Raw genomic sequence first — 13,645 nt, 5'->3', positions numbered from 1 at the left:
AGCAAGGCATAGATAGATCCCAACGCCGCAACCCGGCAGAGGAGAGTCAGATGATCGACGTTCGCCCATTCGCCAGCCTCGGTGGTGCAAACCACGGCTGGCTCGATGCCAAGCATCACTTTTCGTTCGCCAACTACCATGATCCCAAGCGCATGGGCTGGGGCCCGATCCGCGTCTGGAACGACGATGCGATCGCCCCCAAGAGTGGCTTCCCGCCGCATCCGCACCGCGACATGGAGATCATCACCTACGTCCGCTCCGGCGCGATCACCCACAAGGACAGCCTGGGCAATTTCGGCCGTACCGAGGCCGGCGACGTCCAGGTGATGTCGGCGGGCACCGGCATCACGCATGCCGAGTACAACGACGACGACGTGCCGACGACGCTGTTCCAGATCTGGATCCAGCCGTCGCGGACCGGCGAGAAGCCCGGCTGGGGCGCACGGCCGTTCCCCAAGGGCGACCGCAGCGGCAAGTTCGTCACCCTGGCCTCGGGCTTCGACGGCGACGGCGACGCGCTGCCGATCCGCACCGACGCGCGGGTCGTCGGCGCGACGCTCAAGGCCGGCGAGACCGCGACCTACTTGCTCGGCCACGACCGCCGTGCCTATCTGGTCCCGGCGATCGGCTCGGTCGAGATCGAGGGCGTCCGGGTCAACACCCGCGACGGCGCCGCGATCAGCCAGGTCGAGACACTGACCGTCACCGCAATCGAGGACAGCGAAATCGTCCTCGTCGACGCAGCGTAAGGGGAAACGACCATGACCATGCGGAGCAGCGACGCGGGCGGCGTCGAGATGGTGATCCTGCCGCCGGTGCGCGACCTGGGGGACGGCTTCCGCGTCCGCCGGGCGCTGCCCTCGGCGCACCGCCGCATGGTCGGGCCGTTCATCTTCTTCGACCAGATGGGGCCAGCGGCGTTCGATGCGGGCACTGGCCTCGACGTCCGCCCGCACCCGCACATCGGGCTGGCGACCGTCACCTACCTGCTCGACGGCGAGATCATGCACCGCGACAGCGTCGGCTCGGTCCAGGCGATCCGTCCCGGCGAGGTCAACTGGATGACCGCCGGCTCGGGCATCGTCCATTCGGAGCGCACCGGCGCCGAGACGCGCGCCAGCGGCGGCAAGCTGTTCGGCCTGCAGACCTGGATCGCGCTGCCCAAGGCGCATGAGGAGACCGCGCCGACCTTTGCCCATCACAAGGCGGAGGCGATCCCGACGACCAGCGCCGACGGCACCACGCTGACGGTCATCGTCGGCGAATCCAACGGCTTGCGCTCACCGGTCGCGACCTTCTCGGACATGGTCTATGCCGACATCCAGCTCGACCGCGGCTCCCGCTATCAGTTGGTCGCGGAGCATGTCGAGCGCGCCGTCTATGTCGTCTCCGGCAGCATCGAGATCATCGGCCAGACCGGCAGCTTCGCCACCGGTGAGCTGGTGGTGTTTAAGCCCGGCGCCGAACTGGTGCTGAAAGCGGTCGACGCGGCGCGACTGATGCTGATCGGCGGCGAACCGCTGCCCGAGGCGCGGCAGATCTTCTGGAACTTCGTCTCCAGCTCCGCCGACCGCATCGAACAGGCCAAGCAGGACTGGCGCGCCGGACGCTTCGACAAGGTGCCCGACGAGCATGAGTTCATCCCGCTGCCCGAAGATCCACCCGCCGTCCGCTATCCTTGAGCCGGTGTCGTAAAGAAAATCTGCTTTGTCGCTGGCGGCGCGTGCGTGGTTTGTTAACCCATGGACCGCCCCCGGACGCCGACCCGCCTGCGCCTCGATCGCGAGCGTCTGTTCTACCTGGCGCTGATCGTCGTCGCCGCGGTCGCGACGCTGGCACTGATGGTGTTCACCGTCCCCGCCAGTGCCGCGACCTATCGCGCGACGCTGGCGCAACCGGTCGGCGAGCTGCCGTTCGGGCTGGAGCTCAATACCGTCAACGGCAAGCCGGTCGCCGTGCTGACCAACGGCGCCAACCGCGTCACTGCCGAGCACACGCGCTTCGACGGCAAGCATTTGGTGCTGTCCTTCCCCTCCTATGATGCGACGATGACCGCCGACCGCCAGCCCGACGGCTCGTTCAGCGGCACCGCGCAGCTGACCCGCAAGACGGGTCCGGTCGTGCTGCCGTTCAAGGCAGTGCCCGGCCCGGCGTGGCGCTTCTTCAAGACCCCGGCGAAACCGGTCGGCCTCGACGGCAACTGGCTGGTGCAGACCAGCGGCGCGGATGCGGAGCGCGGCGTCGCGATCCTCCACCAGACCGGGAACCGGATCAGCGGAACCGTCCAGTTCCCCAGCGGCGACGACCGTTTCCTCGTCGGCGAAGTGTCGGGCAACAAGTTCGCGCTGTCGACCTTCGACGGCGACCGCGGCTCGGTGTGGCGCGGCACGCTGGCCGCCGACGGCACCCTTGCCGGCGAGACGTTCGGCCCGACCAGCAAGGCCCCCGTCGCCTGGACCGGCCGCCGCCAGGGCAAGACCGCCGCCGACCGCGTCGTCGCCGTGGTCGAGGAGAAGCCGCCGGTCGAGCGCCTCGACATCGCCTTCCCCGATACCGACGGCAAGCGCGTCACCCTCACCGACCCGCGCTTCCGCGGCAAGGTCGTGCTGGTCGCGATCGGCGGCAGCTGGTGCCCGAACTGCCACGACGAGGCCGCCTTCCTGGCGCCCTACGCCGCCCGCCGCAAGGCCGAGGGGCTGGAAGTCGTTGGCCTGTCTTTCGAATATGGCACCGACGCGGCGCGCGCGACGACCCAGATCAAGCGCTTCGGGGCGCGGTACCACATCGCCTATCCGCTGCTTTACGCAGGTGTCGCCGGGCCAGAGGGCAGCAAGGTCGCGCTGCCGCAGCTCGGCGGGGTCAAGGTGTATCCGACGACGCTGTTCGTCGACCGCAAGGGCAAGCTGCGCTCGGTCCATGTCGGTTACGCCGGGCCGGCGACGGGCGCGCTGAACAAGGCGGAGACGGCGAAGATGGACGCCTATGTCACCCGGCTGCTGCGCGAGAAGGCGTAGGCGCTCGCATACGTCGAAGCCAGCGTCTGAAGCTGTCATCCCGGCGCATGCCGGGACCCATTCAACGAGCGTTCGGCGGCTTCGCACTATCACTCCCATCAGCGTGTCGAATGGGTCCCGGCCTTCGCCGGGATGACGATGTTGGGCAGCCCATCACCGGCGCCCCCCACTGCGACCCTGCATCCACTCTACCAAAACGTCACTAACCGGCTAATATGACCCCCAAGTTCCCCGGGGAGAGACGTGCTTTGACCGCCGAGATCGGACAGTTTGCGCTGATTCTCGCGATGTTGCTTGCCGTGGCGCAGTCGACCCTGCCGATGTGGGGCGCGTCGCGCGGCGATACCGCGCTGATGAGTTTCGGTCGTACCGCCGCGCAATTGCAGGGCCTGCTGGTCGGCATCGCCTTCGCGGCGCTGGCGCGGTGCTTCGTCATGGGCGACTTCTCGGTGTCGCTGGTCGCGCAGCACAGCAATGTCACCCAGCCGGTGATCTACCGCTTTGCCGCAACCTGGGGCAATCACGAGGGCTCGATGCTGTTGTGGGTGCTGATCCTGGCCATCTTCGGCGCCGGACTGGCACGGTTCGGCGACGGCATCCGCGAGGGGCTGCTGGCGCGCACGCTGGCGGTGCAGGGCATGATCGGCGCGGCGTTCCTGGCGTTCCTGATCTTCACGTCGAACCCGTTCGCCCGCCTCGACCCGGCGCCGTTCGACGGGATGGAGCTCAATCCGCTGCTGCAGGACCCCGGATTGGTCCTGCATCCGCCGCTGCTCTACCTCGGCTATGTCGGCTTTTCGGTCGCCTTCTCCTTCGCCGCCGCCGCCTTGATCGAGGGGCGCGTCGATGCTGCCTGGGCGCGCTGGGTGCGGCCGTGGATCCTGGCGGCCTGGACCTGCCTGACCGCCGGCATCGCACTCGGCAGCCTCTGGGCCTATTACGAGCTCGGCTGGGGCGGCTGGTGGTTCTGGGATCCAGTCGAGAACGCCTCGCTGATGCCGTGGCTGATGGGCACCGCGCTGCTTCATTCGGCGCTGGTTCTGGAGCGTCGCGGCGCACTGGTCAGCTGGACCATCCTGTTGTCGGTGCTGACCTTTTCGCTCAGCCTGATCGGCACCTTCCTGGTCCGCTCGGGCATCCTGACCTCGGTCCATTCCTTCGCCGTCGACCCGACGCGCGGCGTCTTCATCCTGGCGTTGATCATCGGCTCGACGGGTACGGCGCTGGCGCTGTTCGCCTGGCGCGCGCCGTCGATGCGCTCCGGTGCGCTGTTCGGCGGGATCAGCCGCGAGGCCGGGCTGACGCTCAACAATCTGTTCCTGATGGCGGCGACCGCGGTGGTCTTCCTCGGCACCTTCTACCCGGTGATTATGGAGGCGGTGAACGGCGACAAAATCTCGGTCGGGCCGCCGTATTACAAGATCACCTTCGGGCCGGTGATGGTGCCGCTGCTGCTGCTCGTCACCTTCGGGCCGCTGCTGCAGTGGAAGCGCGACAGCCTCAAGCCGTTGTTCGCCAAGGTACGCTGGCCGGCGCTGATCGCGCTGGGCACCGGCATCGGCGCGGTGATCGCGCTCGGCTTCAAGTCGGTGGCCGCCGGGCTGGGCTTTGCGCTGGCGGCGTGGCTGATCTTCGGCGCGCTGGCGATGCTGGCGCGGCGCTGGCGCGGTGCCGGCGAGAGCTTCAATTCGCGACTGGTCCGCACCACGCCGATGAGCGTCTACGGCATGGTCATCGCGCACGCCGGGCTGGGCGTGATGTGCGCCGGCGTCACCGCGATGAGCAGCTTCGAGACCAGCAAGGTGCTGGTCATGCGAACCGGCGACGTCGTCGCGATCGGGCCGGCGCAGGTGACGCTCAACAATGTCCGCGATGTCGCCGGGGTCAACTACACCGCGACCGCCGCGAGCTTCAGCGTCCGCCAAGGTGACAGCATCCGCGACCTGGTGTCGGAGCGGCGCTTTTTCCCGAACAGTCGCAACCAGACCACCGAGGCGGCGATCGCGGCGGGCTTCACCGGTAACACCTATGTCGCAATCGGCGAGCCCGACCCGAGCGGCGGGCTGACCGTGCGCCTGTACCGCCACCCGCTGGTCGGCTGGATCTGGGGCGGCGCGCTGCTGATGGCGCTGGGCGGCGTTGCCAGCCTGTCGGACCGGCGTTTCAGGCTTGGCGCCGCGACCCCGGCGCGGCAGATGCTCCCGCCCATGATGGTGCCTGCCGAATGAGCCAGTCCGAAGTCCTCCCTGCCACCAATGGCTGGTCGAAGCGGCTGCTGTTCGCGGTGCCGATCGCCGGGTTCATCATTCTCGCGGGCATGTTCGGCATCGGCCTGACCAAGGACCCGTCGGTGATCCCGTCGCAGCTGATCGACCGGCCGCTGCCGGAGTTCAAGCTGCCCGGGTTGAGCGCTTCGGCGCCCGGCTTCGGCAGCGCCGATCTCAAGGGCAAGCCGATGCTGCTCAACGTCTTCGCATCGTGGTGCGCCGCCTGCCCGCAGGAGCATCCGATGCTGACGCGTATCTCGCGCGAGGGCACGACGGTCTACGGCCTCGACTGGAAGGACACACCCGCCGACGCCACGGAATGGCTCGGGCGGCTCGGCAATCCCTATGCGCGGGTCGGCAGCGACCCGACGGCGCGGACCGGCATCGACCTCGGCGTGACCGGCGTGCCGGAGACCTTCGTCGTCGATAAGCGCGGGCGCGTCCGCTACAAGCAGATCGGGCCGATCGACGGACCGACCTGGGAGACGCTGCTGAAGCCGATGCTGGCGAAACTGGAGGCGGAGGCTTGACCAGCTTCCCGAAGCGCAGCGACTCCCCCACCCTAACCCTCCCCACTCTCCGCTTCGCGGGGGGGGAGGGGACCCGCCTGTCCCACACGCTCCCTTCCTTCCCCCTCCCCCCCCGGCGCAGCCGGAGAGTGGGGAGGGCCGGGGTGGGGGTTGTGGTGCAAGCGACATTTGCGCTTCTCCTCGCCGCCCCCGCGCACGCCGTCCTGCCTTCGGAGCAGCTCGCCGACCCGGTGATGGAGGCGCGCGCCCGCGACATCAGCAAGGAATTGCGCTGCGTCGTTTGCCAGAACCAGTCGATCGACGACAGCGACGCGCCGCTGGCGCACGACCTGCGCGTCATCGTCCGCGAGCAGCTCCGCCTCGGCAAGACCGACGAGCAGGCCAAGCAATATCTGGTCAGCCGCTATGGCAGCTACGTCCTGCTGCGCCCGCCACTCCGGGCCGATACGCTGCTGCTCTGGTTGGGGCCGTTCGCGGCGCTGGCGCTGGGGGCGTGGGGCGTGCTCGCCTATCTGCGCAGCCGCCGCGCCGATGCGGACGTGCCGGCGCTGACCCCTGAAGAAAATGCCCGGCTCGACGAGCTGCTGCGCGAGGATCAAGTTTGATGTTGTTGTGGGCGGTGTTGACGGTCATCGCGGTAATCACCGCAGCCGCTGCGACCATCCCGCTGGTGCGGCGCTACGAGGCGCAGGCGACGCCGAAACAGGCGGTGCTGGCGGTGCTGAGCGACCAGCTCGCGGATGTCGACGCGCAGCAGCAGGCCGGCACCATCGCCGCACCCGAGGCCGATGCGCTGCGGCTGGAGATCAAGCGGCGGATGCTGTCGACGGGCCGCGAGGTCGAGGCGAAGGTCCGGCCGCTCGGCACCGGCGCGCTCGGCGGGCTGGCGATCGGTCTGGCGGCGGTGGTCGCGGTTGCGGCGACGGCGCTGTACGCGACGCTCGGCCGCCCCGACCTGGCAACGACCACCCCGGCGCCCGCCGCGCCGCTGGCACCGACGGCGACCACCGGCGCGCCCGACATCGCCAGCGTCGTCGGCCAGCTCGAGGAGCGCATGAAGCGCACGCCGAACGAGCCCGAGGGCTGGCGCATGCTCGGCTGGTCGTACTTCCAGACGTCGCGCTTCAAGGAATCGGCGGAGGCGTACCGCAAGGCGCTGGCGCTGGCGCCCAAGGCACCGGGTTACGCCTCGGCTTACGGCGAGGCGCTGGTGCAGGCGGCGAACGGCATCGTCTCGCCGACCGCGGTCCAAGCCTTCACCGATGCCCGGGCGCTCGATCCCGCCGACGCGCGGGCGCGCTATTTCCTCGGGTTGGCCAAGCAGCAATCGGGCGACCGCAAGGGCGCGATCGACGAGTGGATCGCGCTGCTCGGCGAGGCGCCCGCCGACGCGCCCTGGGGTGCGGAGTTGCGCCGCGTCATCGGCGAGGCCGCCAAGGCGGACGGCATCGACGTCAGCGCTCGCCTCGCGGCGATCGTGCCGCCGGCGCCTGTCACCACCGCGCCCAACCCCAGCGCCGAGCAGGTCGCCGCGGTCAAGGCGATGCCGGCGGGCGACCAGCAGGCGATGATCCGCCGCATGGTCGACGGGCTGGCCGACAAGCTCAAGGCCAATCCCAACGACCCCGAGGGCTGGGTCCGGCTGATGCGCGCCCGGATGGTGCTGGGCGATACAGCGGCCGCGACCACTGCGCGGCGGCAGGCGCTGGCGGCGCTGCAGGGCAATCCGGCGGCACTCGCGCAGATCAACGAAGCATCGCAAAGCCTCGGCATTTCAGGGAAGTAAGCAATGCGCGTGATCCTCGCGACCTTGGCGGCGGGGGCGCTCGCGTCAGGCGCCGCGGCACAGACTGCCGAGGCGAACACCCGCGCCGCCATCGCCCGGGTCGAGCGGCTCAACCCTCAGGTCAACGCGGTCCTCGCCCTCGACCCGACCGCGCTCGACCAGGCGCGGGCGCAGGACCGGATGCGGCGGGTGCGTGGCCCGTTGTTCGGCATGCCGATCCTGATCAAGGACAACATCGAGACCCTCGGCCCGCTGCCAACCACCGCCGGCAGCCTGGCGCTGAAGGACAATGTCACCAACCGCGACGCGCCGCTGGTCGCCGGCCTGCGCGCCGCCGGGGCGGTCATCCTCGGCAAGACCAACCTGTCGGAATGGGCGAATATCCGCTCCAACGCCTCGATCTCCGGCTGGTCGGCGGTCGGTGGCCAGACTCGCAACCCGTATGCGCTCGACCGCAATCCGTGCGGATCGTCGTCGGGCAGCGGATCCGCGGTCGCCGCCGGTATGGTCGATGCAGCGATCGGGTCGGAGACCGACGGCTCGATCACCTGCCCGGCTGCGCTCAACGGCGTCGTCGGGCTGAAACCGACCATCGGGCTGGTCAGCCGCACCCATATCGTGCCGATCAGCGCCAGCCAGGACACTGCCGGGCCGATCGCGCGCGACGTCACCACCGCCGCCCGCGTCCTCGGCGCGATCGCCGGCAGCGACGCCGCCGATCCGGTCACCGCAGCCGCCGACGCCCACCGCACCGACTATCTCGCCGCACTGCGCCCCGACGCGCTGAAGGGCGTCCGCATCGGCGTGCTGCGCTTCTCCGCCGGCTGGTCGAAGCCGGTCGACGCGGTGTTCGAACAGGCGCTCGGCATCCTGCGCGCCCAGGGTGCGACGCTGGTCGAGATCACCGAGCTGAAGGACCGCGACAAGATCGGCGCGGCCGAGAACATCGTGCTGATGACCGAGCTCAAGGCCGGGCTGAATGCCTATCTGGCGACGGCGCCCGCGACCGTGAAGACGCGCACGCTGGCCGACGTCATCGCCTTCAACACCGCCAACGCCCCCCAGGAAATGGCGCTGTTCGGGCAGGAGCTGTTCGAGACCGCCGAGAAGACCAAGGGCCTCGACGATCCAGCGTACAAGGCGGCACGCGCCCTGTCGCTGCGGCTGGCGGGCAAGGACGGCATCGACGCGATGCTGGCGGCGAACAACGTCGTCGCGCTGGTCGGTCCGACGATGCCGGCGGCGTGGCTGATCGATGCGGTCAACGGCGACCAGGTCTCGGGCAGCGGCGCCGGCAACCTCGCCGCGGTCGCCGGAACGCCGCATTTGACCGTGCCGATGGGCAACGTCCGCGGCATGCCGGTCGGCCTGTCGTTCATGGGCCCGGCGTGGAGCGAGGCGCGGCTGCTCGGGCTGGGCTTTGCCTATGAACAGGCGCGCGGCCCGCTACCGGCGCCGACGTTCCGCAAGTCGGTCGAGGACTCCCCTGACGTCGCCGCGCTGCTCGCCCCGGCAAAGCGTTAGCTAGGCGGCGGCGCGGACCTGCACCATCGGCAGCCACAGCAGCAGCCTGGTGCCATAGCCGATCGTCGAATCGCAGGTGAAGCGCGCGTTCAGCGCCTCCGCCCGGGCCCGCATGTTGGCAAGGCCCCGCCCGCGCGGCCGCAGCGTCAGGTCGAAGCCGCGCCCGTCGTCGGCAATGGTGACCAGGACGCCGTCCTCGCCGTCGACGACGGATGACAGGCAGTGAACCTCGACCAGCCGCGCCCTCGAATGCGCCAGGATGTTGCCGATCGCCTCCTGCAGGATGCGCAGGACGTGCAGCGCCGCGACCGCATCGAGCCACGGCAGCGCCGGGGTCGGCTGGACCTTCCAGGCGAACGACACGCCGGCGGCCTTCAGCTCGCGCTCCATCCGGTGGCGCAGGCTGGCGAGCAGCATGACGACATCGCCGTCGGGGTTCAGGCTGGAGCCGGCGCCGTCGTGGATCTCGCGCATCAGCCGCTCGCGCTCGATCTCGACGGCACTGGCGACCTGCAGCTCGCGGCGCGTCGCCTCGCTCTCGTTGAGCAGGAAGGTGGCGCGCTCGACGCGGCGTTCCAGGGTCTGGTTGACGTCCTCGTTGGTCGCCAGCGCCACCAGCATCCGCCGCCCCAGCGCCAGTCCGAAGGCAGCGAAGACCATCAGCCCGCCATAGGGTTGCAGGTAGAAACTGGCGCCGGCCCAGCGGCTCGACACGGCCGCCAGGTCGTGAAAGCCGAACCCGGTCGCGGCGGCCACGGCGACGAACATCAGGAAATTCTCGAGCCGCGGCGACTGCCAGCAGGCACGGCCCAGGACGTACAGGGTGGCGAGGGCGACCGGAATGAGCACCAGGAAGCTGGGAAATTCGCTGTGACCGGTGAGGACCAAGCCGTAGCGGCTGGCGACGCCCAGCGCGCAGGCCGCGACGACCGCCAGGGTAAAGCGGCGCTTGTGCGGCAGGTCGAAGAATTCGGCGGCAAAGCCATAGGCCACCGCCATGACGGCGAAGATCGAATCGGTGGTGAGGTTCCAGAACACCGTGACGTCGAGCGGCGCTGCGACGATGTAATAATGCAGGTTGCGGAAGAACCACAGCGAGCCGACCGCGACCAGCCAGCCGAAGATGCGTTCCTGCGGCCGCATCAGCCAGCACAGCGCGGCGACCAGCGTCAGCACCCCGAGGATGCCGTTGATCATGTGCGGCCCGGTGATGTCGCGCAGTTCCTGGCGGTTATAGACCGCCGCCATCGCCCGGTCGGGCCCGATGCTGATGCGCCCGGCGAGCAGCGGGCGCGACAGCACGCTGTCGATGCGGAAGACCAGCTGGTTCTGGCCGGGCCGGAGCAGCGCGGCGGGGACCGGCACCAGCGTCGGGCGGTTCCAGCCGAACGACTGGTCACCCGGCGCGGCATTGCTGCGGTATAGGTCGGTGCCGTTGACGTAGAGGGTGAAGCGCTCGCGGATATAGTTGGTGAAGACCGCGATCGGCTGGCCGCCGAAAGCTAGCGGCTCGAAACCGTAGCGGACCCAGACGGTCGGCAGGTCCATGCCGCGGCGCCTGGCCTCCGCCCGGATATCACCGCCGGGCGGGGCAGCCTGCCAGCCCGTCGTCGGGATCACGGTGCCGCTGTCGAAGGCGACGTCCGCGACCTTCAGGTCGATCACCGGGCCGACCGGCCGCGGCACCAGCAGGCCGTCGCCGGTGTCGCCCATCCGGGCACCGAGCACCGCAAGCGCGACCAGGATGCCGAGCAGGATGACGCCGTACACGGCACGCATGACCATGACCGACGGCCCGCGCCGGGGCGGCGGCAGCGGCGGCAGCCCCGGCATCACCAGCGGCGGCAGGTCGTCGGAAGGTTCGACCAGTCTCAATGAACGCTAACGATCCCCCGGCTCGACGTCTCGGACACAGCTCGGAGCGCGAATCGACCTCCAGCTTACCAGAGATACGTTTCATATCCGTTTCGAGCAGCGGCGGCTGGGCGACACGCTGCCGCGCCGCCGCCTAGACGTCGAGGTTGGCGACCGACAGCGCGTTCTCCTGGATGAACGTCTTGCGGGGTTCGACGACGTCACCCATCAGCTTGGTGAAGATCTCGTCGGCAAGGTCCGCTTCCTCGACCTCGACCCGCAGCAGCGTCCGCGCCTGCGGGTCGAGCGTCGTCTCCCACAGCTGCTCGGCGTTCATCTCGCCCAGGCCCTTGTAGCGCTGCACCGACAGGCCCTTGCGACCGGCGTCGAAGATCGCCTCCAGCAGCTCGGACGGACGCCGCACCGGTGCCCCGGCCAACATCGACGGCCGGGCGTAGGTGCCCGCCTCCTCGGTCGCCAGCGTGTGCAGCTTGCGCGCCTCGGCCGACGCCAGCAGGGCGCGGTCGACGATGAAATGGTCCGTCACGCCGCGATCGGCGCGGCTGAGGTGATAGCCCCCGTCCGCCGCCGGCTCGACGACCCAGCCCTTGATCGTGTCGCCATGCTCCAGCCACGCCGCGGTCCGCGCCGAAGCCTCCGCCAGCTGCTTGGGATCCTCCGCCACGCCCGGTGCCAGCGCACCGTTCAGCGCCAGCGCCTCGACCAGCCGCGCGTCGTAGCGCTTGGGCACGTACGCCGTCAGCGCCTTCATCCGCCGCGCATGCTCGGCCAGCGCGCGCAGGTCGTCGCCGGTCCGCGGCCCGCCCGCCGTTTCCAGCACGAGGCCGTTCAAGCCCGCATCGACGAGGTAGTTGTCGAGCGCCGGATTGTCCTTGAGATAGACCTCCGACCGGCCGCGCGCGACTTTGTACAGCGGCGGCTGGGCGATATACAGGAAGCCGCCTTTGATCAGCTCGGGCATCTGCCGATAGAAGAAGGTCAGCAGCAGCGTCCGGATGTGCGCGCCATCGACGTCGGCGTCCGTCATGATGACGATCTTGTGGTAGCGCAGCTTCTCGATCTTGAACTCGTCGCGCCCGATGCCGGCACCCAGCGCCTGGATCATCGTACCGATCTCGCGCGACCCGAGCATGCGGTCGAAGCGCGCCCGCTCGACGTTGAGGATCTTGCCGCGCAGCGGCAGGATCGCCTGGAAGGCACGGTTGCGCCCCTGCTTCGCCGAGCCACCGGCCGAGTCACCCTCGACGAGGAACAGCTCACTCAGCGCCGGGTCGCGCTCCTGGCAGTCGGCCAGCTTGCCGGGCAGCGAGGCGATATCCATCGCGCCCTTGCGGCGGGTCAGGTCGCGGGCCTTCTTCGCCGCCTCGCGTGCCACGGCGGCGTCGATGATCTTGGCCATGATGGTGCGCGCCTGGATGGGGTTCTCCTCCAGCCATTCCGCCAGCTTGTCGGCGATCAGCGACTCCAGCGGCTGCCGCACCTCGGACGAGACCAGCTTGTCCTTGGTCTGGCTGCTGAACTTGGGGTCGGGCAGCTTGACCGAGATGATCGCGGTCAGCCCCTCGCGCATGTCGTCGCCGGTCGGCTGGACCTTTTCCTTCTTCAGCACGCCCGACTTATCGGCGTAGTTGTTCATCGTCCGGGTCAGCGCGGCGCGGAACGCCGCCAGATGGGTGCCGCCGTCCCGCTGCGGGATGTTGTTGGTGAAGCACAGCACCTGCTCGTAATATGAGTCGTTCCATTCGAGCGCGACCTCGATGCCGATGTCGTCGCGCTGGCCCTGGATGGCGACCGGCTCGGGCACCAGCGCCGTCTTCGACTGGTCGAGATACTTGACGAACGCCGCGATGCCGCCCTCGTAGTACAGCTCGACGACGCGCTGTTCGGCATGGCGCGCATCGGTCAGGAACAGCCGCACGCCGGAGTTGAGAAACGCCAGCTCGCGGAAGCGGTGCTCGAGCTTGCCGAACTCGAAGTCGATGATCTTGAACGTCGCGGGCGAGGGCAGGAAGGTCACCTCGGTGCCGCGACGGTCGCCCTGCGGTCCGACGATCGACAGCGGTGCCTCGGGCACGCCGGCACGGAAGCGCATGTAATGCTCATGCCCCTCGCGCCAGATGCGCAGGTCGAGCCAGTCGCTGAGCGCGTTGACCACCGAGACGCCGACGCCGTGCAGGCCGCCGGAGACCTTGTAGGCATTGTCGTCGCTGTTGTTGAACTTGCCGCCGGCATGGAGCTGGGTCATCACCAGTTCGGCGGCGCTGACGCCTTCCTCGCTGTGGATGCCGGTCGGGATGCCGCGGCCGTTGTCGGCGACGGTGACGCTGCCGTCGGCGTTGAGGCGGATGTCGATGCGGTCGCAATAGCCGGCCAGCGCCTCGTCGATGGCGTTGTCGCTGACCTCGAAGACCATGTGGTGCAGGCCGGAGCCGTCGTCGGTATCGCCGATGTACATGCCCGGGCGCTTGCGCACCGCGTCGAGGCCGCGCAGCACCTGGATCGCATCGGCGCCGTAATCCGCGCGCTCGTTGTCACCCTTGATGTCGGGCGTCGTGTCCGGCGTATCGTCGTTCAAAGTCGAGATTCCTTCCCGGCGCGAGGCGCCGTCACTGTCATGACATATAGGGATTCACGCGCGCCTGCGCGAGG

General features: G+C 69.2%; 10 protein-coding genes. 8 read left to right on the top strand and 2 right to left on the bottom strand.

What is annotated here, in order from left to right; all coding sequences use genetic code 11:
- The first annotated feature begins 50 nt into the window (after window positions 1–50).
- From ACOFKW_RS05475 to ACOFKW_RS05440, 8 genes are all read left to right on the top strand, one after another.
- Window positions 51–749 carry a pirin family protein gene (locus ACOFKW_RS05475; RefSeq protein ID WP_419816339.1) on the top strand — a complete coding sequence of 233 codons (699 nt, stop codon included), beginning with the start codon at window positions 51–53 and terminating at the stop codon, window positions 747–749.
- Between the two features lie 12 nt (window positions 750–761).
- A complete protein-coding gene (locus ACOFKW_RS05470) occupies window positions 762–1,682 on the top strand; it encodes a pirin family protein (protein ID WP_419816338.1) in 921 nt (306 codons plus the stop codon).
- 60 nt (window positions 1,683–1,742) lie between these two features.
- The gene (locus tag ACOFKW_RS05465; RefSeq protein WP_419816337.1) at window positions 1,743–3,014 is read left to right on the top strand and encodes a peroxiredoxin family protein; all 1,272 of its coding nucleotides are present in this window, start codon (window positions 1,743–1,745) and stop codon (window positions 3,012–3,014) included.
- A 215-nt stretch (window positions 3,015–3,229) separates the two neighbouring features.
- Window positions 3,230–5,242 (top strand): heme lyase CcmF/NrfE family subunit, encoded by a 2,013-nt coding sequence (locus tag ACOFKW_RS05460; protein WP_419816336.1) that lies wholly within the window; start codon window positions 3,230–3,232, stop codon window positions 5,240–5,242.
- Window positions 5,239–5,811: a DsbE family thiol:disulfide interchange protein gene (locus ACOFKW_RS05455; protein ID WP_419816335.1), complete on the top strand. Its 573-nt coding sequence runs from the start codon at window positions 5,239–5,241 to the stop codon at window positions 5,809–5,811. Before ACOFKW_RS05460 ends, ACOFKW_RS05455 begins: the two co-directional genes overlap by 4 nt.
- Window positions 5,812–5,966: 155 nt before the next feature.
- Complete coding sequence (locus ACOFKW_RS05450; protein ID WP_419816334.1) at window positions 5,967–6,416, top strand: cytochrome c-type biogenesis protein; 450 nt, start codon at window positions 5,967–5,969, stop codon at window positions 6,414–6,416.
- Window positions 6,416–7,597 carry a c-type cytochrome biogenesis protein CcmI gene (ccmI, locus tag ACOFKW_RS05445; protein ID WP_419816333.1) on the top strand — a complete coding sequence of 394 codons (1,182 nt, stop codon included), beginning with the start codon at window positions 6,416–6,418 and terminating at the stop codon, window positions 7,595–7,597. Before ACOFKW_RS05450 ends, ccmI begins: the two co-directional genes overlap by 1 nt.
- 3 nt (window positions 7,598–7,600) lie before the next feature.
- Window positions 7,601–9,121, top strand: coding sequence for an amidase (locus ACOFKW_RS05440; RefSeq protein WP_419816332.1), 1,521 nt, complete (start codon window positions 7,601–7,603; stop codon window positions 9,119–9,121).
- Here ACOFKW_RS05440 and ACOFKW_RS05435 read toward each other — a convergent pair whose 3' ends face one another.
- Together ACOFKW_RS05435 and gyrB are read right to left on the bottom strand one after the other, a co-directional pair.
- On the bottom strand, window positions 9,122–10,996 hold the full coding sequence (locus ACOFKW_RS05435) for a sensor histidine kinase (RefSeq protein ID WP_419816331.1): 1,875 nt from the start codon (window positions 10,994–10,996) through the stop codon (window positions 9,122–9,124). It abuts the gene before it with no gap.
- Between the two features lie 133 nt (window positions 10,997–11,129).
- Window positions 11,130–13,538, bottom strand: coding sequence for a DNA topoisomerase (ATP-hydrolyzing) subunit B (gyrB, locus tag ACOFKW_RS05430; protein ID WP_419816874.1), 2,409 nt, complete (start codon window positions 13,536–13,538; stop codon window positions 11,130–11,132).
- Window positions 13,539–13,645: the final 107 nt, after the last annotated feature.

Source organism: Glacieibacterium sp., from assembly GCF_965200405.1.
Taxonomy (GTDB): Bacteria; Pseudomonadota; Alphaproteobacteria; order Sphingomonadales; family Sphingomonadaceae; genus Glacieibacterium.
Note: the sequence above shows the minus strand (reverse complement) of the source record. Positions and strands in the feature narration are given on the sequence as shown.

What these genes read in the sequence shown, in the direction of transcription:
- ACOFKW_RS05455 (WP_419816335.1), top strand. Translation starts at nt 5,239, where the DNA reads ATGAGCCAGTCCGAAGTCCTCCCTGCCACCAATGGCTGGTCGAAGCGG.
- ccmI (WP_419816333.1), top strand. Translation starts at nt 6,416, where the DNA reads ATGTTGTTGTGGGCGGTGTTGACGGTCATCGCGGTAATCACCGCAGCC.
- ACOFKW_RS05460 (WP_419816336.1), top strand. Translation starts at nt 3,230, where the DNA reads ATGACCCCCAAGTTCCCCGGGGAGAGACGTGCTTTGACCGCCGAGATC.
- ACOFKW_RS05440 (WP_419816332.1), top strand. Translation starts at nt 7,601, where the DNA reads ATGCGCGTGATCCTCGCGACCTTGGCGGCGGGGGCGCTCGCGTCAGGC.
- ACOFKW_RS05470 (WP_419816338.1), top strand. Translation starts at nt 762, where the DNA reads ATGACCATGCGGAGCAGCGACGCGGGCGGCGTCGAGATGGTGATCCTG.
- ACOFKW_RS05475 (WP_419816339.1), top strand. Translation starts at nt 51, where the DNA reads ATGATCGACGTTCGCCCATTCGCCAGCCTCGGTGGTGCAAACCACGGC.
- ACOFKW_RS05465 (WP_419816337.1), top strand. Translation starts at nt 1,743, where the DNA reads ATGGACCGCCCCCGGACGCCGACCCGCCTGCGCCTCGATCGCGAGCGT.